This window comes from Klebsiella spallanzanii (genome assembly GCF_902158555.1).
In the GTDB taxonomy this organism is placed as follows: Bacteria; Pseudomonadota; Gammaproteobacteria; order Enterobacterales; family Enterobacteriaceae; genus Klebsiella; species Klebsiella spallanzanii.
In genome coordinates this window covers 1-22,838 of sequence record NZ_CABGGS010000034.1, presented here as the reverse complement: position 1 = coordinate 22,838, position 22,838 = coordinate 1, and the positions used below count along the sequence as shown (strand labels likewise).

Genomic DNA, 22,838 nt, shown 5'->3' with positions numbered 1-22,838 from the left:
TCTGACCGCCACTCTACTTGCTGCAACAACGCCAGTTTCAGAATTACTCCATGTTTTCAGGGCATTTCCCTTGCCCGGCGTGGATGTTTTTTAACTCTGCGATTTGGGCTTAAGGTCTTCATCAAACACCAGCCGTTTTCTGTCGGGTTCCGCTTCTTTCAACGGCTCCACCTGATGCAGAGTCTGCTGGCAGCGTTCGACCAGCACCTGATACTCCCGCGTCCCCTGCTTCTTCCAGGTTATTTCCTGCTCGCTTAAGGTGCGGATCGCTTTCGCCGGACTGCCGACAATCAGATGATTGGCAGGCATTTCCGCTTTCGCTTTCACAAATGCCGACGCGCCGACAATGCTGTTTTCACCGATGACTGCTCCGTCGATAATCACCGCGCTCATTCCTACCAGCGCGTTGCGACCAATAACGCAGCCGTGCAAAATGGCACCGTGGCCGATGTGCCCGTCCTCTTCCACCACCGTATCCTGGCCGGGAAAGCCATGCATCACGCAGTTATCCTGGATATTTGCGCCATCTTTCACCACAATGCGGCCAAAATCGCCGCGCAGGCTGGCATTCGGGCCAACGTAAACCCCTTTGCCGAGGATCACATCGCCAATAAGCACGGCGGTGGGATGAACATAGCTCTCGTCCGGTACCACCGGCGTCATACCGTCAATCTGATAAATGGGCATGGAGTCTCCTTAGACGCCCGGCAGCCCGCCGAAGCGTTGGAAGTAGAGCGGCCCCGGCGCGGGAAGTTCCCCCACCGAGCTTTCGCCTTTCTCACCGACAAAAGCCAGCGAACCGGACGCAACGCGCTGATAGATGTTAATGCACAGCTGGCGCGCGGTTTGCCCGGCCCAGTGCGCGGGGAGCAGCTCTTCAGGTAACAGCGGATCTTTCAGCACCACCCGGCGATAAAAGTGAATCAGCAGTAGTTGGATCTGAAAACAGCGCTCGGGCGTAAGTTCTGCGGGTTCGCAGTCGCGAAGCAGTGGCAGCAGCGGACGAAACAGATTGATAAACGTCTCATACATCGCGTTCTGTTCGGTAAGATGCCAGCACTCCTCAACGCGAGCGCGCAGTGCCGCCCGGGAGAGCGCCAGCGGAGAATGGGCCTCAAAGCAGATAACGTTCTCCGCCACGCCCGCTTCGTGCAGCAGAGATTGCACATCCGCCAGCTTTTGCGATGGCGAAGCCAGCAGGCTCGGCGCCAGCGCGCCAAAGCCCTGCCACAACAGCTGTTTCTTGACCTCCGCGAGGGTGGCTTTCTCCAGCCCTTCCGATAACAACAGTAGCCAGGTACCATCCCACTCCGGGGCGCTGGCGCGATAGATTTTATTCTCAGCGCGGCGCGTCAGGCGCAGACCTTTATCACTCAGGCGATAGAAGCTGCGACGGCCAATGCGCACCACATCGAGCCACTCTTCTTTATTCAGACGGAACAGCGCGGTGCGTACAAATCTTTCGCCGAATCCAAGCCCTTCCAGCAGCGCCGCCACGCTACCGAGCCAGACCTCTCCGCCGCGCTGGAGCAGGGTGTCTCCGTATAAAGAAGCAATAAGCGAAGTGCCGCTAATGGGCATCGCTTCGGTGGCCTGTTGAATAAAGGTGTCGAGTTTACTCATCTGATTCATTCTGTTGTTATTTATATCCTTTTTGAATCATAGCACAGGAAATCCCGGAGGCGGTGCTACGCACCTGTCCGGGCTACGGGCTTGAGACATCGGGTAGCCCGGACAGGCGCAACGCGCCGCCTCCGGGGGAAGGTGCTAACCGTTGGCGGCAGCTTTACGCAAATCAAACACCCGGCAGGCCTTACCCTCTGAGCGTGGAATGCTGCCGCAGTTAACAATGCTGATGTCGGTGGAAATCCCCACCATCGACTTGATTCGGTGGCGCAGCTGATGGCAAATCTGGCAGCGCTGCTCGTGGTTCAGCGCCAGACCGCTCTCTTTAAGCTCCACGCGCACCGAAAGTGAATCAAGATGGCCCCGGCGGTTCACTTCCAGTTGGTAGTGCGGCGCCAGATGTTCGAATTTAAGGATCTCTTCTTCCAGCTGCGACGGGAAGACGTTGACGCCGCGGATAATCAGCATATCGTCGCTGCGCCCGCTGATACGGTCCATCCGGCGCATGGTGCGGGCGGTGCCCGGCAGCAGGCGCGTCAGGTCGCGAGTACGGTAGCGGATCACCGGCAGCGCCTCCTTAGTCAGGGTCGTGAACAGCAGCTCGCCGTGTTCACCGTCCGCCAGCGGCGTACCGTTATCCGGATTCACCACTTCAGGGTAGAAATGATCTTCCCAGATGGTTGGACCGTCGGCGGTTTCCAGACACTCCATCGCCACGCCCGGCCCCATCACTTCTGACAGACCATAAATATCCAGCGCAGAGATCCCCAGACGACGCTCGATTTCCGCCCGCATCGCCTGCGTCCACGGCTCCGCGCCAAATACGCCCACGCGCAGGGAGCAGCCGCTGGCGTCGCCGCCCATCTGGCGCTCCAGCTCTTCAATCAGGTTCAGACAATAGGACGGCGTCACCATAATCATATCCGGCTTAAAATCGCGGATAAGCTGAGCCTGTTTCTCCGTTTGCCCGCCGGACATCGGAATGACCGTCGCCCCTAAACGCTCCGCGCCGTAGTGCGCGCCGAGGCCGCCGGTAAACAGGCCGTAGCCGTAGGCGACGTGAATTTTATCTTTCGCCGAGCCGCCCGCCGCACGCAGGGAGCGGGCAACAATATTGGCCCAGTTATCAATATCGTTTTGCGTATAGCCCACCACCGTCGGCTTGCCGGTAGTGCCTGATGAGGCGTGGATACGCACTACCTGCTCCATCGGCACCGCGAAAGTATCAAAAGGATAGTTGTCGCGCAGATCCTGCTTGGTGGTGCAGGGAAACTTGCTCAGATCGCTCAGTTCATGAAAATCGTCAGGGTGAACGCCCGCAGCGTCGAATTTGCGGCGATACATCGGCACATTGTCGTACGCATGCTTGAGGGTCCACTTCAGACGCTGGGTTTGCAGGGCCTGTAGCTCATCACGCGATGCGGTTTCAATCGGATCTAATTTTGTAGTAGTTATCATTTTAGGGTACTCGCAGGTCAATTAGCTCACACTCGCTCAAGGATCATGGCAATGCCCTGACCCACGCCAATACACATCGTACACAGCGCATAGCGCCCGTTGCGTCGTTGCAGCTCCAGGCTGGCGCTTAAAGCCAGCCGCGCGCCGCTCATGCCCAACGGATGGCCTAAAGCGATGGCGCCGCCGTTGGGGTTTACGTGCGGGGCGTCATCCGCCAGCCCCAGTTGCCTGAGCACGCCCAGCGCCTGAGCGGCGAAGGCTTCATTCAGCTCAATCAAGTCCATATCGTTAATGTTCAGCCCGGCGCGTTCCAGCACCTTACGTACCGCCGGAACCGGCCCGAGCCCCATAAACTTCGGTTCAACGCCCGCGGTCGCCATGGCGACAATACGCGCCCGCGGCGTTAAGCCCTGCGCCACCGCCTGCTGTTGGCTGGCGATAATCAGCGCGGCGGCACCGTCGTTCACGCCGGACGCGTTCCCGGCGGTGATCACGCCGCCTTTGCGGAACGGGGTTTTCAGTTGAGAAAGCTGTTCGGGAGTGGTTTCCGCACGCGGGTGCTCATCATCACGTACCGTGCTCACCGCTCCCCTCTTACCGGTAATCTGCACCGGCACGATCTCCTGCGCCAGAATACCGTCGCGCTGAGCTTTGGCAGTACGCTGCTGGCTACGGTAAGCAAAGGCGTCCTGGTCTTCGCGGCTGACATTTAACAATTCAGCTACATTCTCCGCCGTTTCCGGCATGCTGTCAGTACCAAATTGTTGCTGCATGAGCGGGTTCACAAAACGCCAGCCGATGGTGGTATCAAACATCTCCGCCTGACGCTGGAATGGCGTAGTGGCTTTGCCCATCACAAACGGCGCACGGGACATGGACTCCACGCCACCAGCAATCAGCAGGTCCGCATCACCGGCTTTAATCGCCCGGGCCGCGAAGCCAATCGCGTCCAGACCGGAACCGCACAGGCGGTTGATAGTGGTGCCCGGCACAGAGTGCGGATAGCCCGCCAGCAGCGTCGCCATATGCGCGACGTTACGGTTGTCTTCCCCGGCCTGATTAGCACAGCCCAAAATCACATCATCAATCGATGCCGGGTCGAACTTAGGATTACGACTCAGCAGCTCGCGCAGCGGGATAGCGGCCAGATCGTCGGCGCGCACACCGGCCAGCGCCCCGCCGTAGCGGCCAATCGGGGTACGAATGCCGTCACAAATAAACGCGTCACGCATTAGACTTCTCCTGTAATAGTGCCGCCGATGCGGTGCGATTTGCCGCGAAACAGGGCCACGATTTTTTGCTGCTGGTTGATAATTTCAATGTCATAGACGCCGGTCAGCTTACCCTGCTGCTTGACCCGCGCGGTGGCGGTCAGCAGCTCACCAACAAAGGCCGGACGCAGGAAATCAATGCTGGCGGCAGACGCCACCGCCGCCAGCCCCTGACTGTTGCAGGCGTAGGCAAACGCGGTATCGGCGAGTGAAAACAGCTGTCCACCGTGGCAGGTGTGATGACCGTTAAGCATGTCCGGCGTCACGGCCATAGTCATCTGCGCATAGCCTTCATCCATTTCGATAATCTTGATGCCCAGCGTTTTGGCACAGGTATCGTTCTCGTACATGGCGCGGGCGTTGCGCCAGGCTTCATTACTCATGACGCATCTCCAGTAGCGCTTTTTCACGCAGCAGCGCACTCGGGCGATAGCGTTCTTCACCGTAGTGCTGTTGCAGGTTTTCTAAAAGGCGCAGCACGCGCCCCCAGCCCAGCGTTTCGCCCCAGGCAATCGGGCCGTGCGGGTAGTTGACGCCCAACCGCATGGCGGTATCGATATCCTCGGCGCTGGCGACACCTTTTTGCACCGCGTCCAGCGCTTCATTCGCCAGCATCGCCACCGTGCGCCACACCAGCAGTCCTGGGTAGTCGGCAATGCGCAGCACTTTTTTGCCCTGCTGCTGGAAGAAATAAACCGCTTTGTCGGTGGCGGATTGCGGATTGGTGGCGGCACTTGCCAGCACCACCGTGTCGCCCGCCGTGTAGTCGTACACCACTACCGGGCGGTTGTGCTGCACGCTTAAGGCCAGCGCGGTTTCGCCAGCGGTTTCCAGCAGCAGCACCTCATCCAATTCAGTGACAACGTCACGCCTAATGCGCTTTGCAGCACTCGCAGCTGACACCGCAGCCAGCGCTACTTCTGATTGATTTTCAGCAGGCCAGCGGTAAACGCCATGACCGCTCTTCTTACCCAGACGCCCGGCAATAGCCAGCTCCTGTTGCAGCAGCGACGGCAGAAAACGACGGTCCTGCCAGAAGGCGTTAAACACCGAACAGGTCACGGCAAAATTGACGTCCTGGCCGATAAGGTCGGTCAGCGCCAGCGGCCCCATCGGGAAACCGCCGCCGTCGCGCAGCGCGGCGTCAATCACTTCAGGCGTTGCCACCTGCTCTTCCAGCGCCCGCCAGGCTTCGGCGTAATAAGGACGCGCCACGCGATTGACGATAAAGCCCGGCGTTGAACGGCAGCGCACCGGCTGTTTGCCCCACGCGCTCACGCACAGGCACAGCTGCTCAACCACTTCGGCTGAGGTGGCGAGCCCGCTGACCACTTCGACCAGCTTCATCACCGGCGCCGGGTTAAAAAAGTGCAGCCCGGCAACACGTTCAGGATGTTTGATGCCTGCGGCAATGGCGGTAATAGAAATGGACGAGGTGTTGCTGGTCAGCAGCGTCGACGGGGAGCAGATCTCCGCCAACTGGCTAAACAGCGCCTGTTTGATCTCCAGGCGTTCGGACGCGGCTTCAATCACCAGCTGTGCGTCGGCAAGTTGATTCAGCTCGGCAGCAGGCGTAATGCGCGCCAGCAGCGTCTGCGCCTGCTCAGCGCGGAGTTTTCCACGGTTGACGCGGGAATCCAGACGCTGAGCGATACCGTCGATTGCACGGGTAATCGCGTCGGCGGAAATGTCATACAGCAGCACCGAATGCCCGGCGCTGGCGGCCACTTCAACAATGCCCGCGCCCATGGTGCCGCCGCCAATTACGGCCACGGTGTGGAGTGTTTGCGTCATGGCTTATTTCCCGCTGAACTGTGGAGGACGTTTACCGAGGAAGGCGCTGACGCCCTCGCGATAGTCGTCGCTGCGCCCGGCAAGGCGCTGGAAATCGCGCTCAACGTCAAGCTGATCATCAAGAGTGTTGGTCTCCGCCAGCTGCAACGCTTTTTTGATAAGCCCTAAACCGTAGGTGGGCTGGGAAGCCAGATGGCGCGCCAGCGTCAGGCTGGTGTCTTTCAGTTCGGCATCGTCAACCAACTGCCAGATCAGGCCCCACTGCGCGGCCTGCTCGGCGCTTAAGCTGTCGCCCAGCAGCATCAGCCCCATGGCGCGGGCGCGGGTGGTGACGCGCGGCAGCACCCAGCTACCGCCGCAGTCCGGCACCAGACCGAGCTTGCTGAAAGCCATTACGAATTTGGCGGAGCGCGCCGCCAGCACGATATCGCAGCCCAGCGCCAGCGTGGCACCGGCACCTGCCGCCACACCGTTGACCGCGCAAATCACCGGCTTGGGCAGCGCGGCTAAGCGACGCACCAGCGGGTTATAAAAACGCTCCACCGACATGCCTAAATCCGGCGCGGGACCGCTCGGGTCGACGTTGCGGTCGTTCAGATCTTGTCCGGCGCAAAAACCACGTCCGGCACCGGTTACCAGCAGGCAGCGAATGGTATCGTCGCGTTCAGCCTGCTTCAGGCACTCGGAGAGCTGCTGGTGCATGGCGTCGTTAAAGCTGTTGAGCCTGTCCGGGCGGTTCAGAGTGATGGTCATCACGCCCTGGTCGATATCGCTAAGAATGAATGCGTCCACGGTTAACGTCCTTTGAAAGCTGGGGTGCGTTTTTCTAAAAAGGCAGCGATGCCTTCGCGACGGTCTTCGGTGGCGCTGAGCAGGGTAAACAGCTGGCGCTCCTGCATTAGCCCGGCCTGCAAGCTCACTTCCTGCGCCAGACGCAGCGACTGTTTGGCGGCACGCAGCGCCAGCGGTGAGTGACGGGCAATGGTCGCCGCCAGCTTCAGCGCGTATTCGTCAGAGAGGTTGGCCGGATGGATATCGCTAACCAGCCCGGCGTGCTGTGCCCGCAGCGCGTCGATGCTTTCACCGCTCAGCACCATCCGGCTGGCCAGCGCTTTCCCGACGCTGCGAATCAGGCGCTGGGTGCCGCCCGCCCCCGGCATGGTGCCAAGGGTGATTTCCGGCAGACCAAAGCGCGCGTTATCCCCGGCAATCACCAGGTCGCACAGCAGCGCCAGCTCGCAGCCCGCACCCAGCGCGTAGCCGTTGACCACCGCAATCAGCGGCTTGTTAAAGGCATCGATCCGCGCCCATAAGCGCGGGCGAATATCGTCGAAAGTGGCGGCCAGGTCTTTTTCCGCCATTTCATTAAGATCGGCACCGGCGGCAAAGTAGCGCGGATTGCCGCTTATCACGCAGACGCTAACGCTTGTGTCTGCAGAAGCACTCTCCAGCGCCTCGGCAATCTGCGTCAGCAGCGCGTTATTCAGCGCATTACGCGCCTGCGGACGGTTCAGGGTTAGCTGTAAAACGCGGTCGTGACGGGTTATCAGCAGTTCGCTCATGCCATCCCCCGCGCATCAAAGTCGACTATCACATCGCCGCTGGTCGGCAGCGCCTGACAGCTCAGCACATAACCCGCCGCCAGTTCATCGGCTTCGAGGCTGTAGTTGGCTGCCATCGCCACTTCGCCACGTACCACTTTGCATTTACAGGTGGCGCAGACGCCGCCTTTGCAGGCAAACGGCAGGTCGGCACCCTGGCGTAGCGCGGCGTCGAGAATGCTGTCGTCTTGCGCGCTCAGGGCAATGGTTCTTTCGCGACCGTCCTGGCGAATCGTCACCGTGCGTCCTTCAGCCTGTACGCCGGTGGCGCGCTTGACGCTGGTTCCCGGCGTATTGAAGCGCTCGAGGTGAATGGCTTTTTCCGGCACGCCCAGTTCGCGCAGCGCCACTTCGGCTTCGTCCATCATCGCCGACGGGCCGCAGATAAAGGCATCGTCAAAGCGGCTGAAATCGAGCAGATGTTCAGACAGCGCGCGAAGTTTGTCGCCGTCGATGCGCCCCTGTAGCAGGTCGCTGTCCATTGATTCCTGGCTGAACAGATGAATCACCTGTAAACGCTGCGGATAGCGGTCTTTCAGGTCAGCGAGCGCCTGGCGGAACATCATGCTGTGGCTGCTACGGTTGCCGTAAATCAGGGTGAAGCGGCTGGCTGCTTCGGTAGCGAGCGTCGCGTCGATAATCGCCATCATCGGCGTGATGCCGGAACCGGCGGCAATGGCCAGATATTCGGCCTGACGTTCAGCCTGTGGCTGGTAGCCGAAGTGGCCCTGCGGCACCATCACCTCAAATGCCATACCCTGCTGGATATCGCTCTGGGCAAAGCGCGAGAAACGCCCGCCGTCGATGGCTTTCACCGCCACGCTGATTTCAGACGGCGAGCGGCTGCGGCAGATGGAGTAGCAGCGACGCAGCTCTTCGCCGCCAAGGCGAGTTTTCAGCGTCAGATGCTGGCCCGGACGAAACGCGTATTCATTACGCAACGCGTCGGGAATGGCAAAGGTGATGGTCACCGCATCACGGGTTTCCGGCTCAACATTTGCCACGGTAAGCGAATGAAATGTTGTCATCGCAGCCTCAAATACATTTAAAGTAATCAAAGGGTTCACGGCAGCTGTCGCAGCGATACAGCGCTTTGCAGGCCGTAGAACCGAATTCGCTGATAAGCGAAGTGTGGGTGCTGCCGCAGCGCGGACAGAGCACATCCTTCGGCATCTCGTCGGCGTGACAGGCGTGGGCCTGCGGCGGGCTGATGCCGTACTGACGCAGGCGTTCGCGGGCGTCCGGGCGCATCCAGTCGGTGGTCCACGGTGGATCAAGCTGCAGCACAATGTGCACTGGCGTAAAACCGTGTTCGCTCATCACCTCGCGGATCTCACCCAGCAGATGTTCGGTTGCCGGGCAGCCGGAATAGGTTGGCGTGAAGCCAATCACCCAGCCATCACCGCGACGATCCACACTGCGCACCATGCCGAGGTCGGTAATGCTCAGCACCGGGACTTCCGGGTCGGGGATAGCGCTTAGCAATCCCCAAACGGTATGCACCTCAGCGGGCGCGATGGCGGCAAGACGTTTCATAGCGACCTCCGTTTACCACTGCTGACCGGGGTAAGCACGCTGCAGGTACTGCATCTCTGCCAGCATTGGCCCAAGATGTTCACTGTGCAGGCCCTGTTTGCCGCCGCTGCGAAACGCCGCTTCTTGCGGGATCTGCAAACCGGAATCGAGCAGCGCGGTGTGTACCGTCGCCTGCCATTGGGCCTGTAGTTCACGCGGATCGACGGCGATCCCCTGCTCAATCAGTGCGATCTCCAGCTCATCGGCCAGGAATAGCTCGCCGGTAAAACGCCACAGGCTATCAACCGCCTGCTGCATCAGATTTGCCGAGAGTTCGGTGCCGTTGCCCAGACGCTCCAGCCAGCCGCGGCTAAAGCGCTGGTGATAGCGCACTTCTTTCAACCCTTTGGCGGCAATGGCGGCAAGCTGCGCGTCGCGGCTGTTGACCAGGCGGCTGAACAGCGCCACGTGCCAGACGTCGATAAAGAACTGGCGGGCGATGGTGTCGGCAAAGTTGCCGTTCGGCTGTTCCACCAGCAGCAGATTGCGGAACTGGCGTTCATCGCGACCAAAGGCCAGCGTGTCTTCGTCGCCGCTGCCGTTAAGCTCGGCGGCATAGCTGAGAAAATTGCGCGCCTGACCGAGCAGATCGAGGGCGATATTGGTCAGCGCCAGATCAATCTCCAGCTCCGGCGCATGACCGCACCATTGGCCTAAACGCTGGGACAGCACCAGACCGTTATCGCCGAGGCGCAGGGCATAGGTTGCAACGGGATTCAGGTTATTCATCGTTGCCTCACATATGTTCCATGCCGTCCGGCACGGTGTAGAACGTCGGATGGCGGTAGACTTTGCTCTCAGAGGGGTCGAAAAACGCGCCGCGTTCTTCCGGCTGCGAGGCGACGATTTCGCTCGCCTTCACCACCCAAATCGAACAACCTTCGCTGCGGCGGGTGTAGGCATCGCGGGCGTTTTCCAGCGCCATCTGGTCATCGGCGGCGTGGAGGCTGCCGACGTGACGGTGAGACAAACCTTGTTTGCTGCGGACAAACACTTCGTATAACGGCCAGTATGTTTTGTTCATCTTTATTCTCCTTAGGCGGCGCTGCGGGCCTGCTGTTTTTCGGCATGAGCCAGCGCGGCTTCACGCACCCATGCCCCCTCTTCCCAGGCCTTGCGTTTAGCTGCCAGACGCTCGTGATTGCAAATTCCGCGCCCGGCGATGACCTCGTTAAACTCCTGCCAGTCGATAGCGCCAAAGCGATAGTGGCCCGCGGCTTCATCAAGCTGCAGGTCGGTGTCCGGTACGGTCATGCCGAGAATTTCCACTTGCGGAATCGTGTTGTCGACAAAGCGCTGACGCAGTTCGTCGTTGGAGTGCAGTTTGATTTTCCACGCCATGCTGCGGGCGCTGTTCGGCGAGTTGTCGTCGCTCGGGCCGAACATCATCAGCGCAGGCCACCAGAAGCGGTTGATAGCGTCCTGCAACATCTGACGTTGTTCTTCGCTGCCTACCGCCAGCGCCATGCAGGCTTCAAAACCCTGGCGCTGGTGGAAGCTCTCTTCTTTGCAGATTTTGACCATCGCCCGGGCATACGGGCCATAGGAAGTGCGGCACAGCGCCACCTGATTGACGATCGCCGCACCGTCGACCAGCCAGCCGATAACGCCGATATCTGCCCAGGTCAGGGTTGGGTAGTTAAAAATGGAGGAGTACTTCATCTGCCCGTCGAGCATCTTTTGATACAGATCTTCACGGGCGCAGCCGAGGGTTTCGGCGGCGCTGTAGAGGTACAGGCCGTGCCCGGCTTCATCCTGCACTTTCGCCAGCAGAATCGCTTTGCGGCGAAGCGTTGGGGCGCGAGTGATCCAGTTGCCCTCCGGCAGCATGCCGACGATTTCCGAGTGCGCGTGCTGGCCAATCTGGCGGATTAGCGTCTTGCGGTAGGCATCCGGCATCCAGTCCTGCGGTTCGATGGCCGTCTCCTGCGCAATGCGTTGGTCAAAGCGTTTTTCTTCTGTCACGTCATCACCTTATGATTCCGATAAATTCAACAAATCAATTTTTGCGAATCACTTTGTTTTATAAAAGTTACATTCAAGTTAAATAAAACCACAAATTTTGTTTGTGTATTTTGTGATGCATACCGCAAATACTTTTAATAAAATCAATTAAATCAAATCAATATAACGATCACGCAACTCACCCGCGATCACATTGTTAATAAATTATTAAAATCAGGCTTGCATTTTATGATTCAGAAAAGAACTATTTATAGCGAGATTACGTAACATATCTGGAGAATAACCATGCAGCAGTTAGCCAGCTATTTATCCGGCGCCTGGCAGACCGGCCGGGGCCGCACCCGCACCATTCATCACGCCATCAGCGGCGAAGCGCTGTGGGAAGTCACAAGCGAGGGGCTGGATATGGCGCAGGCGCGCCGCTTCGCCATCGATCGCGGCGGCAAAGCATTACAGGCGATGACCTTTATTGAACGTAGCGCGATGTTAAAAGCGGTGGCGAAACATCTGCTGGAACTGAAGGCCTATTTTTATGCCATCTCCGCCGAGACCGGCGCGACGCGTGCGGATAGCTGGGTGGATATTGAAGGCGGTATTGGCACCCTCTTCACCTACGCAGGCCTCGGCAGCCGCGAGCTGCCGGACGACACCCTGTGGCCGGAAGATGAGCTGATCCCGTTGTCCAAACAGGGCGGCTTTGCCGCACGTCACGTGCTGACCTCAAAATCCGGCGTGGCGGTGCATATCAACGCCTTTAACTTCCCCTGCTGGGGCATGCTGGAAAAGCTGGCGCCCACCTGGCTTGCCGGGATGCCCGCGATTATCAAACCGGCCACCGCCACCGCGCAGCTCACCCAGGCAATGGTCAAAGCCATTGTCGACAGCGGGCTGGTGCCGGACGGCGCGATTAGCCTGATTTGCGGCGGCGCGGGCGACCTGCTCGACCAGCTTGACCATCAGGACGTGGTGACCTTTACCGGCTCGGCAAAAACCGGGCAGCAGCTGCGGGTGCATCCAAATCTGGTCAAAAAGTCGGTTCCCTTCACCATGGAAGCGGATTCGCTGAACTGCTGCGTACTGGGCGAAGATGTGACGCCGGAACAGCCTGAATTTACGCTATTTGTTCGTGAAGTGGTGCGCGAGATGACCACCAAGGCCGGACAAAAATGTACCGCTATTCGCCGCATTATCGTGCCCCAGGCGCAGGTCAACGCGGTGCGCGAGGCGCTGGTTACTCGCCTGCAAAAAGTGGTAGTCGGTGACCCGGCGCAGGAAGGCGTGAAGATGGGCGCGCTGGTCAATAGCGAGCAGCGTCAGGACGTACAGGATAATGTAAATCGACTGATCGAAGCCGGATGTGAAGTGTTGCTGGGAGGTCGCGCGGATCTCAACGCTGTCGGCGCATTCTTCCCGCCGACCCTGCTGTTCTGCCCGCAGCCGGACGAGACTCCGGCGGTACACGCCATTGAAGCCTTTGGCCCGGTCGCCACGCTGATGACGTATCAGAATTGCGAGCACGCGATGGCGCTGGCACGTGCCGGTGAAGGTAGCCTGGCGGGAACCTTAGTGACGGCGAAGGGTGATTTGGCCCGCCAGTTTATTCTCGGTGCCGCACGTGCCCACGGGCGTATTCAGGTGCTGAACGAAGAGTCATCGGTAGAGTCCACCGGCCACGGTTCCCCGCTGCCGCAGCTGGTGCACGGCGGCCCGGGACGCGCGGGCGGCGGCGAAGAGCTGGGCGGTCTGCGGGCGGTAAAACACTACATGCAGCGCACCGCGATTCAGGGCAGCCCGACTATGCTCGCCGCCGTCGGCCAGCAATGGGTGCGCGGCGCGCAGGTGGCGGAAGACCGCATTCACCCGTTCCGCAAATACTTTGAAGAGATCCAGCCGGGCGACAGCCTGCTGACCCCGCGCCGCACGCTGACCGAAGCGGATATCGTCAATTTTGCCTGCCTGAGCGGCGATCACTTCTACGCCCATATGGACAAAATTGCCGCCGCCGAGTCGATTTTTGGCGAACGCGTGGTGCACGGCTACTTCCTGATATCTGCCGCCGCCGGGCTGTTTGTTGACGCGGGCGTCGGCCCGGTGATCGCCAACTACGGCATGGAAAACCTGCGCTTTATCGAGCCGGTGAAGCCGGGCGATACCATCCAGGTGCGCCTGACCTGCAAGCGCAAAACGGTGAAACGCCAGCGCAGCGCCGAGGAGAAAGCCACCGGCGTGGTGGAATGGGCGGTGGAGATTTTCAACCAGCACCAGCAGGCGGTGGCGCTGTACTCCATTTTGACACTAGTCACGCGTCAGAAAGGGGATTTCCCGGCGTAAGCTCCGTGCGATTGCCCGGTGGCGGCTAGCGCCTTATCCGGCAGAAACATCGACACAATCACCTGAATGCCTCTGCGGAGGCATTTTTTGTAACTGGCATAACTGACCAATAACCTGGCAAGCGTGAGCAAACGTGTCGTGACGTTTGGCTGTTAGGTTAAGAGACTGGAACCGAAAAGCCTGGCACGGCACAACATAACGATAAGATGAGGTCACAATGTCTAACGCTTTGATTCAAAAGACACGCAAAACCGCACTGGCGCTGGCTATCGCCCTGTGTTGCGTCGGGACTGGCCCGGCGTTCGCCCACGGTGGCGAAGCGCATATGGTCCCGATGGACAAAACGCTGCAAGACTTTGGCGCTGATGTTCAATGGGACGACTACGCGCAGGTGTTTACGCTGATTAAAGACGGTGCCTATGTGAAGGTGAAGCCGGGCGCGAAAACCGCGATCCTCAACGGCAAGTCGCTGAGCTTACAGGTGCCGGTGGTGATGAAAGACGGCAAAGCGTGGATTTCTGACACCTTTATCAACGACGTTTTCCAGTCCGGCCTTGATCAGACCTTCCAGGTCGAAAAAGTCCCTCACCCGCTGAACTCGCTGTCATCAGCAGAGATTGGCGAAGCGGTCACTATTGTTAAAGCCGCGCCAGAGTTCCAGGCCAACACGCGCTTCACCGAAATTTCCCTGCACGAACCGGATAAAAAAGCGGTGTGGGATTTTGCCCTCAACGGCACGCCGGTTAACGCCCCGCGCACCGCCGACGTGGTGATGCTCGACGGCAAGCACGTGATTGAAGCCGTGGTCGATCTGCAAAATAAAAAGATCCTCTCCTGGACGCCGATTAAAGACGCGCACGGCATGGTGCTGATTGACGATTTCGTCAGCGTACAGAACATCATTAACACCAGCACCGAATTTGCTGACGTGCTGAAAAAACACGGCATTCAGGACACTACCAAAGTGGTCACCACCCCGCTGACCGTCGGTTATTTCGACGGTAAAGATGGCCTCAAGCAAGACGCGCGCCTGCTGAAAGTGGTCAGCTACCTCGATACCGGCGATGGCAACTACTGGGCACATCCGATTGAAAACCTTGTTGCGGTGGTTGATCTTGAGCAGAAGAAAATCATCAAGATTGAAGAAGGCCCGGTGATCCCGGTGCCGATGCAATCCCGCCCATACGATGGCCGCGACCGCGTGGCAAAATCGGTGAAACCGCTGGAAATCATCGAACCTGAAGGCAAAAATTACACCATCACCGGCGATATGGTGCACTGGCAGAACTGGGATTTCCACCTGCGTCTGAACTCACGCGTCGGGCCGATTCTCTCAACCGTCACCTATAACGACAACGGCAAAAAACGTCAGGTGATGTACGAAGGATCGCTCGGCGGGATGATCGTCCCTTACGGCGACCCGGACGTGGGCTGGTACTTCAAAGCGTATCTGGATTCCGGCGATTACGGTATGGGCACCCTGACCTCGCCAATCGTGCGCGGTAAAGATGCGCCGTCTAACGCCGTGCTGCTGGATGAAACCATCGCCGATTACACCGGCGCGCCCTCGACTATTCCGCGCGCCATCGCCATCTTTGAGCGCTACGCTGGGCCTGAGTATAAACACCAGGAGATGGGCAAGCCGAACGTCAGCACCGAGCGCCGTGAACTGGTGGTACGCTGGATAAGCACCGTCGGCAACTACGACTATATCTTTGACTGGGTATTCCACGAGAACGGCACCATCGGCATCGACGCCGGCGCTACCGGCATTGAAGCGGTGAAAGGCGTGCTGGCGAAAACCATGCACGACCCGAGCGCCAAAGACGATACCCGCTACGGTACGCTTATCGACCATAATATCGTCGGCACCACCCACCAGCACATTTACAACTTCCGCCTGGACCTTGACGTCGATGGCGAAAATAACAGCCTGGTGGCGATGGACCCGGAAGTGAAGCCGAATACCGCCGGAGGCCCGCGCACCAGCACCATGCAGATCAATCAGTACACCATTGATAGCGAGCAGAAAGCGGCGCAGAAATTTGACCCCGGCACCATTCGCCTGCTGAGCAATACCACGAAAGAAAACCGCGTGGGCAACCCGGTGTCGTATCAAATTATCCCTTACGCAGGCGGCACGCACCCGGTGGCGACCGGCGCGAAATTTGCCCCTGACGAGTGGATCTACCATCGCCTGAGCTTTATGGATAAACAGCTGTGGGTCACCCGCTACCATCCAACCGAGCGCTTCCCGGAAGGTAAATATCCTAACCGCTCGATTCACGACACCGGCCTCGGCCAGTACGCGAAAGATGACGAATCACTGGACAACCATGATGACGTGGTGTGGATCACTACCGGCACTACCCACGTGGCGCGCGCCGAAGAGTGGCCGATTATGCCAACCGAGTGGGCGCATGCGTTGTTGAAACCGTGGAACTTCTTTGACGAGACGCCGACGCTGGGGGAGAAGAAGAAGTAAGGTGATTTGAGGGCTGAACGGCGATAAATCCCCCCGGGTTTAGCGCCGTTTTTTTTGTTTTAGGGGGGCGAGGTATGTTTGGGGATCTCCCCTGGCTAATATAGTATCCAGAGTAATCAAAGATGTTGGAGAGGAGGAGCGAGGTTATGCCATACAAACCCAATGTTTCCGAACTTAAGAAAATGACTGTTGCAGAGGGCAAGCAAGAAGCCATGCGCCAACTTAAAGCCTCCTTTGAGCGTGCCAGCAGAGAAGGAACTTTGCATAAACGTTCCGCAAAGCCTGTTGCGTTAATGAAAGATTTCGATGACCCGCTGCGGCGCTGAGGTATCCCCTGAAATAAGGTCAGGCACGGCGTGCCCCCTCTCCCTTTTTTAAGGGAGAGGGCTGGGGTGAGGGTTAATGCACGGTTATTAAAGTGAATTTTATTTCCTTTTCAGATCCAGCCAGCCCCTCACCCTAACCCTCTCCCCAAAGGGGCGAGGGAACCGAACAGTGCGAATTTCCCTTTCAGAGCAATACATTAGCCTATTCGTTAAATTATAAAAATTTACTGGGGATACCTCAGCGCTGCGGCGGTTTTTTTATGTCCTCAGCATCCCTGACCTGTCCCCGTTGATTAAAACACCTCAATAGTTCAAAGACCGCTGCGTTACCGTTGTATTTCGCTCATTTCTGCGAGCCGCCTTCCAGCAAACGGTATTGCCCAGCGTAGGTAAGCGCTGTATCGTATTGTTGTACCTGCAAAATCAGGTACCGGGATTAGCCTCCTGACCTAACTTCATCGGCGACACTTGCGCGTTAGCGCTTTTTTTGTGTCGTGCGTACTGCTACACCTCAATGGTGGGCCGGACGGGGGCATCGCAAGATGCGCCGGTGCGATGAGGCCGGTAAGGCTAACTCTGTTCGGTTCCACCACCCACGAGATTAGCCTCTCCGGTGGTGGTAATAACACCCTACTCATCGGAGGCTGCCCCATGGCAACACCCCTCACCCCAGACACCGTTCCAGATTTTACCGACTGCGAGTTTTATTCCCATGTTGAAGCACGCGCGATCCCTTTATACGGCGAGTGGATGGCTCAAGCCGGATTTGTTAACGGGATGCCGGTTAAAATTCGCGTGATGAAAGATTGTATTGTGATTACCCCGCAAAATACTCGCGAGCTTTGGGGCTGTCTTGAAGGTATGAGCGCAACCTATATCAATCAGCGAAAAGTAAAGGCATGGCTGAAAACCTTTCCGGGGGCGCTGAATGATACCGGAGAGATTCCGGCTATTAAGCGCAGGAAGTTGGGCGGTAAACTCTAGCGATGGTCGTAGCCCGGCCGAGCAAAGCGACGCCGGGATTCACACCCGTGGCTCATGAAGTGTTTGGTGGCGCTTCTGCTATGTGCCAGGAGCGGAAGTGAGGTCTGATAAATAAAATCAGCACAATACCTTTGAGAAACAGACAGCCTCTTCCCGGCCTACGTATGGGCCATAATTATCAATACGAACATATCCATTTTTCTCGTAAAAATTGACGGCCCGGAGGTTGATATGTCGGGTTTCCAGCTTAAGTTCTCGATATCCCATTTGCTTTGCAGAGGTTTCCAGAAAAGTAAGTAATGCACTACCCACGCCTGGCTCGCTTCGGTCCGAAAACATTCTTTTAAGCTCAGCTATGTTTTGTGTTAATGGGCGGATTGCACCACATCCTATCGCATCGCCATGTGCATTTTTTGCCAATACCCATAATGCTTTGTCATTGTTCATAGTTTCAACGGTGAAGTTGGTTTTGCCATTATCGCCAGTAATAGCGGCAAGTTCAGCTGACAGCATTTCGATTAAGCGATGGGATTCTGAAGAAAATGGATCTGATTTCTCTACTGTTATCATGGTTATATCCTGCAAAGGGAGTTTAACCAGAATAAAGTATGCTGCCTGAAAAATCACCACATTGGAACAGATAATGGGACAACCCTGATCCTTGGCTTTATCGGGGATGTAATGTCCGCACCTCGCTCAGGCTGTGTGAAAACTCCTGATCACTTCTTGGTCTAAGCGATGGTTTCATATGATCAACCATTCTTGATAAACCCATGCGACGAACTGACTTTTTCATTAAAATTAGAAATATACGAATGAATACTGCGGATACCGACATGGCCAATCACATTCAAGGACAAGGCAGGCACCAGGTGACATTACTCCCTGATGCACTGGATGATTTTGTCACTGAAGATAACCCCGTCAGAGTCGTTGATATCTTTGTTGATGGACTAAAGCTCGATTCTCTTGGTTTCAGAAGAGTTGATGCAAAGCGAACCGGATGACCCGGATATCACCCTGCAACCCTACTGAAGTTGTACATTTACGGATATCTCAACCGAATTCAGTCCTCCCGCAGACTGGAAAAAGAGGCCCATCGGAACGTTGAACTGATGTGGTTACTTGAACGATTAACGCCTGATTTTAAAACCATTGCAGACTTCAGAAAAGATAACGGTGAAGGTATCAGGAATGCCTGTAGGGCCTTTATTGGCCTGTGCCGGCAAATGCAAATGTTCACTGATGTCGTTGTTGCCATCGACAGCAGCAAATTTAAAGCAGTAAACAGCAAACCCAACAACTTCACATCTCAGAAAGCCAAAGACCATATTGAGCGCGTTGAGCAAAGTATTACTTATTATTTAAACAAGCTGGATGAAGCCGACAAGAATACTGAGCCAGATGCAAACACAAAGTTAACTGCCACTAAACTGGCCTGGCTAAAAAAGCGTTTACGTGAGCTTCAGGAGATCCAACAAGCAGTCGCACAACAGCCAGATAAACAACTCTCTTTAACCGACCCTGACTCCCGGTTGATGAAAACAAATAATATGAATCGGCAAGTTTGCTACAACGTTCAGACAGCTGTGGATACGAAGAACCACTTGATTGTTGCGCATAAAGTTACCAACACAACAGATAATGGGCAACTTGGTTCAGTAGCAACACTGGCTCAGAAAGCTGTTGGCCGGAAGGACATAACAGTACTTGCCGACAAAGGGTATTACAGTCGCAGCGATATTAAAACAGTTCTGGATAGCGGAGCCGTGGCGTTAGTGCCAAAAGGAGATACCTCTGGTGCTGAACGTAAGGGGCTCTATAATCGCTCAATATTCAGATATAACAGGGAAAAAGATGTTTATGTATGCCCAATGGGCAATGAGCTTCAGAATCGATTTATCTCAATAGAGGACGGACTGGAGCAACATTTATACTTTAACAATATTGCCTGTCGCGATTGCAGCCAGCGCTCCAGGTGCACTACATCGAAACGCGATCCAAGGCGTATACGCCGTTGGGTTCATGAAGCTGAAATGGAAGAAATGCATGCGAGGCTTGAGTCATTTCCTCAGGCGGTAGTCATGCGAAAGCAAACGGTAGAACATCCGTTTGGGACAATTAAAATGTGGATGGGTGCAACGCACTTCCTGATGCGGAAATTTAAAAATGTCAGTACGGAAATAAGTCTACATATATTGGCTTATAACCAGAAAAGGATGATATCGATATGGGGTACTACAGGATTGATATTTCAGCTTCAGGAACAATACGGCTAACGGTTCCGGCCGTTTTATCCTCCAGAAACAAATATTAGGCTCTTTCCCGCAATAAAAATCTCTGAAACACCCGAATAAAATCACAGATTAACTCGTCAACTTAAACAGCATTCTCAAAACACAGATGAGAAATATTTTTTGGCTACTCAAAGCTATGAGTTTTCACACAGCCTGCGCTCACAGCGGACTTTCAACCCTGCAAACTCGTCCGCTTCGTGCCCAGGCTGTGTGAAAACGTTAATGATCGTAGAAAGAGTGTAGAACAGAGTCGAAAAATGCGCTCCTACGTAAATTTGACGCAGGTTGACCAGTCGATCGACTCCAGATTTTGCATAACCTCACGCACTTCGGTTTTTAGGTAGGGTTTTCACACAGTCTGTGCCAATAGCGGACTTTGTTTGCACAGTGTTATATTGTTCCCAGTAGCAGTTCATTAGGTATGCGGTTCGCACAATGAGGGGCTGTCTGGCACTGATTAAAGATGGAAACATGAATGACCGGTGATTTGATCGCGGTTTCTGCTATTGGCGTAGCTATCCTGTTTGGTGCAATAAGCCCGGGAGCTAGCTTTCTTCTCGTTGCCCGAATGGCAATGTCCAGTTCGAGACGGACGGCTTTATCTGTTGCTGCAGGTATGGGTTTTGGTGCGTCTGTTTTTGCTGCAATAGCGCTAGCAGGTCTCCACACCCTGTTGACTCTGATCCCATCACTTTACACAGGACTTAAGGTTGCAGGCGGTTGCTATCTTTTATGGCTGGCGTTGAAAATGTTTCGTCGTCCTTCAAATCATTTTAATAATTCTGCCGGTACACAGGAAGTAAGCGTTTCGAAAGCTTTTATGACTGGCTTTTTTACGCAAATCAGCAATCCCCATACTGCGCTGGTATTTGCCAGTATTTTTTCCGCAGCGTTGAGCAAAAATATTCAGCCTGTTATGTACATCATCCTGCCCGCAATGGCATTCGTTATTGATGTGCTCTGGTATGCAGTCGTTGCATGCTTATTATCAACTGACGGCCACGTAAGGCTTACATTAAATATCGTCATTTTATAGATAAACTCAGCGGAGGCTTTATGGCCTTTTTGGGAATACGATTACTGTTAAAGTGAGTCTGACTAGTACGACGTAGTCTGGTGATACGAAGTGTTCATTTCGTCTTTTCGCTCATAGCTGCTAGTCAAATATCTCGCATTAAGCATGTGAGATGACAGTGTCTGACTGATGGGCAGAATTACCGGACAGCCCTGGGGAGACATTTCCGGGAGACAATCAATGGGAAACATTTTAATGTGAGAGTTTAGGCGGGTCACTGAGTATGTATTACCACATGCCATTGGAAGAATGATCCATGCCACCTGCGAGTGTGGAACAACCAAAAGCCTACTGCACCGGAGGATGTCTTACCATGTTGACTAATCTCAGTAGAGATGAAAGTAAAAGACTTGCGGCTATCGACTTGTTGAAAAATCCTGACAAAGGTCGGGATGATGCGTTAAAAAAATATACTCATCTAATATGCCACTTGCTGAACATGCCGATGAGCTTTGTTTCTATTCTCGATGAAGAAAAGCAATATATCAAATCCGCTCAAAATATCGCCACCACGGAAACCCGCCTGAGCGAGGCATTTTGCGTACAGCCCCTGAAACAGAGTAAAACATTCATTTGTCATGACACTCATCAGCACCCTACCTTTCATGACTATCAGGCGGTAAAAGAAGATCCATTCATTCGCTTTTATGCAGGGTGTCCACTTAAAACTCAGGATGGAGTACCGATAGGAACCTTGTGTATCTTCGATACTCAACCCAGGGAACTTTCAGACAAGCAGCTCGATCTTTTTGAAAAGATGGCAGGGCTTATATCAGATTTCCTGGCCTCCTGGCACTCGGTAGGCTATACCGATGTCGTCACACTATTACCCAATCGTCAGCGCCTGCTGAAGGACATTGAGGTGTCGGCGGCGAGCACCTTCCGGCTGGTCATCATTGACTGCATTGATATGCCCTTTGCCTACGAGATGGCCCGCTCATTGGGGATGATTGCCGTAGAAAACTTACTTCGGGACATGACCGTCGAACTGCAGGCACGTCTTCCCATGGCGGGCCAGCTTTACGCCGTGGCGGTCGGACGATTTGCTTTTTTTACGCCTGAACCTACGGCCCTGTCACTGAAAAACATTGCACAAAACCTTCAGGGAACCCAGGCCAGGATTGGCCCGGAAGTTCCCCTGGATTTGGATATTCACATGGGTGACTCCGGGCTTTGCGACAGCACCCTGACGCCGAATGAAATTCTGCGTCGTGCGGTGAGCGCATTGCATGAGGCGATAAGCCAGGGGCATCGTTTTACCACCTATAATGACGCCCTGGATACCCGCAAAAAGAGAGATTTCAGCCTGCTGACCGAACTCAGACAAACGCTGAAGGGAAACCAGGGCTTATATCTGGTCTATCAGCCGAAAATCTCACTGGCGACCGGGCGCGTGACGGGTGCTGAAGCGCTGGTCAGATGGAAGCATCCGACCAACGGCGAAGTCCTGCCCGGCGAATTTATCCCGCTGGTCGAAAAAACCAGCCTGATGCGTGAGCTCACGGCCTGGGTTATCGATCGTACTATCGCGCAGCTGAGCGAGTGGCGGGACCAGGGACTTACTCTGCCAGTGTCAATTAATCTGGCCGCCAGTGACTTTTCTCGGCCCGATTTCGCTGAGGAGCTTGAACAGAAACTGCGGAATGCGTCTCTTGACCCGGCGCTGCTGGGGTTGGAGTGTCTGGAAACAGAGAAGATGCTTGAAAGTCCGACCGCGCTAAACGGACTAAACATGCTCAAAAAACGCGGGTTTAAAATTTCTCTGGATGACTTTGGATCGGGATACAGCAACATTAATTACCTGCGACAAATCCCGATGGACATCATCAAGCTTGACCGCTCTATTGTGAGTAAGGTTGCCCACGACAAGGCAAGCCGCATCGTTGTTCGCAACGTTATCACCCTCCTCAAGCAACTCGACTATATCGTTCTGGCCGAAGGAGTCGAGGAAGCCAGTACTGTTGATATTTTAAGAAAGCTGGGCTGCGATGAAGTTCAGGGCTATTTTTTTGCCAAACCAATGACCCCCGATGTTTTTGAAACCTGGTAT

20 protein-coding genes and 1 pseudogene are annotated in these 22,838 nt (G+C 55.6%); 7 read left to right on the top strand and 14 right to left on the bottom strand.

Translation table 11 applies throughout. From position 1 onward, the window contains the following. Positions 1–90: 90 nt before the first annotated feature. The 13 genes from paaY to paaA form a co-directional block, all read right to left on the bottom strand. Positions 91–687: a phenylacetic acid degradation protein PaaY gene (paaY, locus tag FN082_RS17960; protein ID WP_142461659.1), complete on the bottom strand. Its 597-nt coding sequence runs from the start codon at positions 685–687 to the stop codon at positions 91–93. A 9-nt stretch (positions 688–696) separates the two neighbouring features. After that, complete coding sequence (gene paaX / locus FN082_RS17955) at positions 697–1,623, bottom strand: phenylacetic acid degradation operon negative regulatory protein PaaX (protein WP_180349537.1); 927 nt, start codon at positions 1,621–1,623, stop codon at positions 697–699. Between the two features lie 144 nt (positions 1,624–1,767). Beyond that, on the bottom strand, positions 1,768–3,084 hold the full coding sequence (gene paaK / locus FN082_RS17950; protein WP_142465864.1) for a phenylacetate--CoA ligase PaaK: 1,317 nt from the start codon (positions 3,082–3,084) through the stop codon (positions 1,768–1,770). Positions 3,085–3,110: 26 nt separating this feature from the next. Beyond that, a complete protein-coding gene (gene pcaF / locus FN082_RS17945) occupies positions 3,111–4,316 on the bottom strand; it encodes a 3-oxoadipyl-CoA thiolase (protein WP_139538090.1) in 1,206 nt (401 codons plus the stop codon). After that, the gene (gene paaI, locus FN082_RS17940) at positions 4,316–4,738 is read right to left on the bottom strand and encodes a hydroxyphenylacetyl-CoA thioesterase PaaI (protein ID WP_139538089.1); all 423 of its coding nucleotides are present in this window, start codon (positions 4,736–4,738) and stop codon (positions 4,316–4,318) included. The genes pcaF and paaI overlap by 1 nt, the downstream gene beginning before the upstream one ends. Continuing rightward, positions 4,731–6,149, bottom strand: a complete 1,419-nt coding sequence (locus tag FN082_RS17935) for a 3-hydroxyacyl-CoA dehydrogenase (protein ID WP_142982051.1) — start codon at positions 6,147–6,149, stop codon at positions 4,731–4,733. The genes paaI and FN082_RS17935 overlap by 8 nt, the downstream gene beginning before the upstream one ends. Positions 6,150–6,152: 3 nt before the next feature. Beyond that, entirely contained in the window at positions 6,153–6,941 is a 789-nt protein-coding gene (gene paaG, locus FN082_RS17930) for a 2-(1,2-epoxy-1,2-dihydrophenyl)acetyl-CoA isomerase PaaG (RefSeq protein WP_142982050.1), read from the bottom strand. Positions 6,942–6,943: 2 nt separating this feature from the next. Further along, the gene (paaF, locus tag FN082_RS17925; RefSeq protein ID WP_142982049.1) at positions 6,944–7,711 is read right to left on the bottom strand and encodes a 2,3-dehydroadipyl-CoA hydratase PaaF; all 768 of its coding nucleotides are present in this window, start codon (positions 7,709–7,711) and stop codon (positions 6,944–6,946) included. After that, on the bottom strand, positions 7,708–8,778 hold the full coding sequence (paaE, locus tag FN082_RS17920; protein WP_142982048.1) for a 1,2-phenylacetyl-CoA epoxidase subunit PaaE: 1,071 nt from the start codon (positions 8,776–8,778) through the stop codon (positions 7,708–7,710). Before paaE ends, paaF begins: the two co-directional genes overlap by 4 nt. A 7-nt stretch (positions 8,779–8,785) precedes the next feature. After that, complete coding sequence (paaD, locus tag FN082_RS17915; protein ID WP_142982047.1) at positions 8,786–9,286, bottom strand: 1,2-phenylacetyl-CoA epoxidase subunit PaaD; 501 nt, start codon at positions 9,284–9,286, stop codon at positions 8,786–8,788. A 12-nt stretch (positions 9,287–9,298) separates the two neighbouring features. Then, complete coding sequence (paaC, locus tag FN082_RS17910) at positions 9,299–10,054, bottom strand: 1,2-phenylacetyl-CoA epoxidase subunit PaaC (protein ID WP_139538083.1); 756 nt, start codon at positions 10,052–10,054, stop codon at positions 9,299–9,301. Positions 10,055–10,061: 7 nt separating this feature from the next. Next, positions 10,062–10,349, bottom strand: coding sequence for a 1,2-phenylacetyl-CoA epoxidase subunit PaaB (gene paaB, locus FN082_RS17905; protein WP_139538082.1), 288 nt, complete (start codon positions 10,347–10,349; stop codon positions 10,062–10,064). An 11-nt stretch (positions 10,350–10,360) separates the two neighbouring features. Then, positions 10,361–11,290: a 1,2-phenylacetyl-CoA epoxidase subunit PaaA gene (paaA, locus tag FN082_RS17900; RefSeq protein ID WP_142982046.1), complete on the bottom strand. Its 930-nt coding sequence runs from the start codon at positions 11,288–11,290 to the stop codon at positions 10,361–10,363. Between the two features lie 285 nt (positions 11,291–11,575). On the opposite strand from paaA, the gene paaZ reads away from it, so the two are divergent. From paaZ to FN082_RS17880, 4 genes are all read left to right on the top strand, one after another. Next, entirely contained in the window at positions 11,576–13,621 is a 2,046-nt protein-coding gene (gene paaZ, locus FN082_RS17895; protein ID WP_142982045.1) for a phenylacetic acid degradation bifunctional protein PaaZ, read from the top strand. A 217-nt stretch (positions 13,622–13,838) separates the two neighbouring features. Next, complete coding sequence (tynA, locus tag FN082_RS17890; protein WP_142982044.1) at positions 13,839–16,106, top strand: primary-amine oxidase; 2,268 nt, start codon at positions 13,839–13,841, stop codon at positions 16,104–16,106. 146 nt (positions 16,107–16,252) lie between these two features. After that, positions 16,253–16,432 carry a hypothetical protein gene (locus FN082_RS17885; RefSeq protein ID WP_142982043.1) on the top strand — a complete coding sequence of 60 codons (180 nt, stop codon included), beginning with the start codon at positions 16,253–16,255 and terminating at the stop codon, positions 16,430–16,432. A gap of 651 nt (positions 16,433–17,083) precedes the next feature. Continuing rightward, positions 17,084–17,416, top strand: a complete 333-nt coding sequence (locus FN082_RS17880; RefSeq protein ID WP_142982042.1) for a SymE family type I addiction module toxin — start codon at positions 17,084–17,086, stop codon at positions 17,414–17,416. Positions 17,417–17,533: 117 nt separating this feature from the next. On the opposite strand, the gene FN082_RS17875 is transcribed toward FN082_RS17880, so the two are convergent. After that, positions 17,534–17,986 carry a GNAT family N-acetyltransferase gene (locus FN082_RS17875; RefSeq protein ID WP_142982041.1) on the bottom strand — a complete coding sequence of 151 codons (453 nt, stop codon included), beginning with the start codon at positions 17,984–17,986 and terminating at the stop codon, positions 17,534–17,536. 266 nt (positions 17,987–18,252) lie between these two features. On the opposite strand from FN082_RS17875, the pseudogene FN082_RS17865 reads away from it, so the two are divergent. The 3 genes and pseudogenes from FN082_RS17865 to FN082_RS17855 form a co-directional block, all read left to right on the top strand. Continuing rightward, positions 18,253–19,695, top strand: a pseudogene (locus FN082_RS17865) (IS1182 family transposase). A 493-nt stretch (positions 19,696–20,188) separates the two neighbouring features. After that, positions 20,189–20,749 (top strand): LysE family transporter, encoded by a 561-nt coding sequence (locus FN082_RS17860; RefSeq protein WP_235892134.1) that lies wholly within the window; start codon positions 20,189–20,191, stop codon positions 20,747–20,749. A 352-nt stretch (positions 20,750–21,101) separates the two neighbouring features. Continuing rightward, on the top strand, positions 21,102–22,838 hold a 1,737-nt coding region (locus FN082_RS17855; protein ID WP_142982040.1), incomplete at its 3' end, for a sensor domain-containing phosphodiesterase.

What these genes read in the sequence shown, in the direction of transcription:
- paaY (WP_142461659.1), bottom strand. Translation starts at nt 687, where the DNA reads ATGCCCATTTATCAGATTGACGGTATGACGCCGGTGGTACCGGACGAG.
- paaX (WP_180349537.1), bottom strand. Translation starts at nt 1,623, where the DNA reads ATGAGTAAACTCGACACCTTTATTCAACAGGCCACCGAAGCGATGCCC.
- paaK (WP_142465864.1), bottom strand. Translation starts at nt 3,084, where the DNA reads ATGATAACTACTACAAAATTAGATCCGATTGAAACCGCATCGCGTGAT.
- pcaF (WP_139538090.1), bottom strand. Translation starts at nt 4,316, where the DNA reads ATGCGTGACGCGTTTATTTGTGACGGCATTCGTACCCCGATTGGCCGC.
- paaI (WP_139538089.1), bottom strand. Translation starts at nt 4,738, where the DNA reads ATGAGTAATGAAGCCTGGCGCAACGCCCGCGCCATGTACGAGAACGAT.
- FN082_RS17935 (WP_142982051.1), bottom strand. Translation starts at nt 6,149, where the DNA reads ATGACGCAAACACTCCACACCGTGGCCGTAATTGGCGGCGGCACCATG.
- paaF (WP_142982049.1), bottom strand. Translation starts at nt 7,711, where the DNA reads ATGAGCGAACTGCTGATAACCCGTCACGACCGCGTTTTACAGCTAACC.
- paaE (WP_142982048.1), bottom strand. Translation starts at nt 8,778, where the DNA reads ATGACAACATTTCATTCGCTTACCGTGGCAAATGTTGAGCCGGAAACC.
- paaD (WP_142982047.1), bottom strand. Translation starts at nt 9,286, where the DNA reads ATGAAACGTCTTGCCGCCATCGCGCCCGCTGAGGTGCATACCGTTTGG.
- paaC (WP_139538083.1), bottom strand. Translation starts at nt 10,054, where the DNA reads ATGAATAACCTGAATCCCGTTGCAACCTATGCCCTGCGCCTCGGCGAT.
- paaB (WP_139538082.1), bottom strand. Translation starts at nt 10,349, where the DNA reads ATGAACAAAACATACTGGCCGTTATACGAAGTGTTTGTCCGCAGCAAA.
- paaZ (WP_142982045.1), top strand. Translation starts at nt 11,576, where the DNA reads ATGCAGCAGTTAGCCAGCTATTTATCCGGCGCCTGGCAGACCGGCCGG.
- tynA (WP_142982044.1), top strand. Translation starts at nt 13,839, where the DNA reads ATGTCTAACGCTTTGATTCAAAAGACACGCAAAACCGCACTGGCGCTG.
- FN082_RS17885 (WP_142982043.1), top strand. Translation starts at nt 16,253, where the DNA reads ATGCCATACAAACCCAATGTTTCCGAACTTAAGAAAATGACTGTTGCA.
- FN082_RS17880 (WP_142982042.1), top strand. Translation starts at nt 17,084, where the DNA reads ATGGCAACACCCCTCACCCCAGACACCGTTCCAGATTTTACCGACTGC.
- FN082_RS17875 (WP_142982041.1), bottom strand. Translation starts at nt 17,986, where the DNA reads ATGATAACAGTAGAGAAATCAGATCCATTTTCTTCAGAATCCCATCGC.
- FN082_RS17860 (WP_235892134.1), top strand. Translation starts at nt 20,189, where the DNA reads ATGACCGGTGATTTGATCGCGGTTTCTGCTATTGGCGTAGCTATCCTG.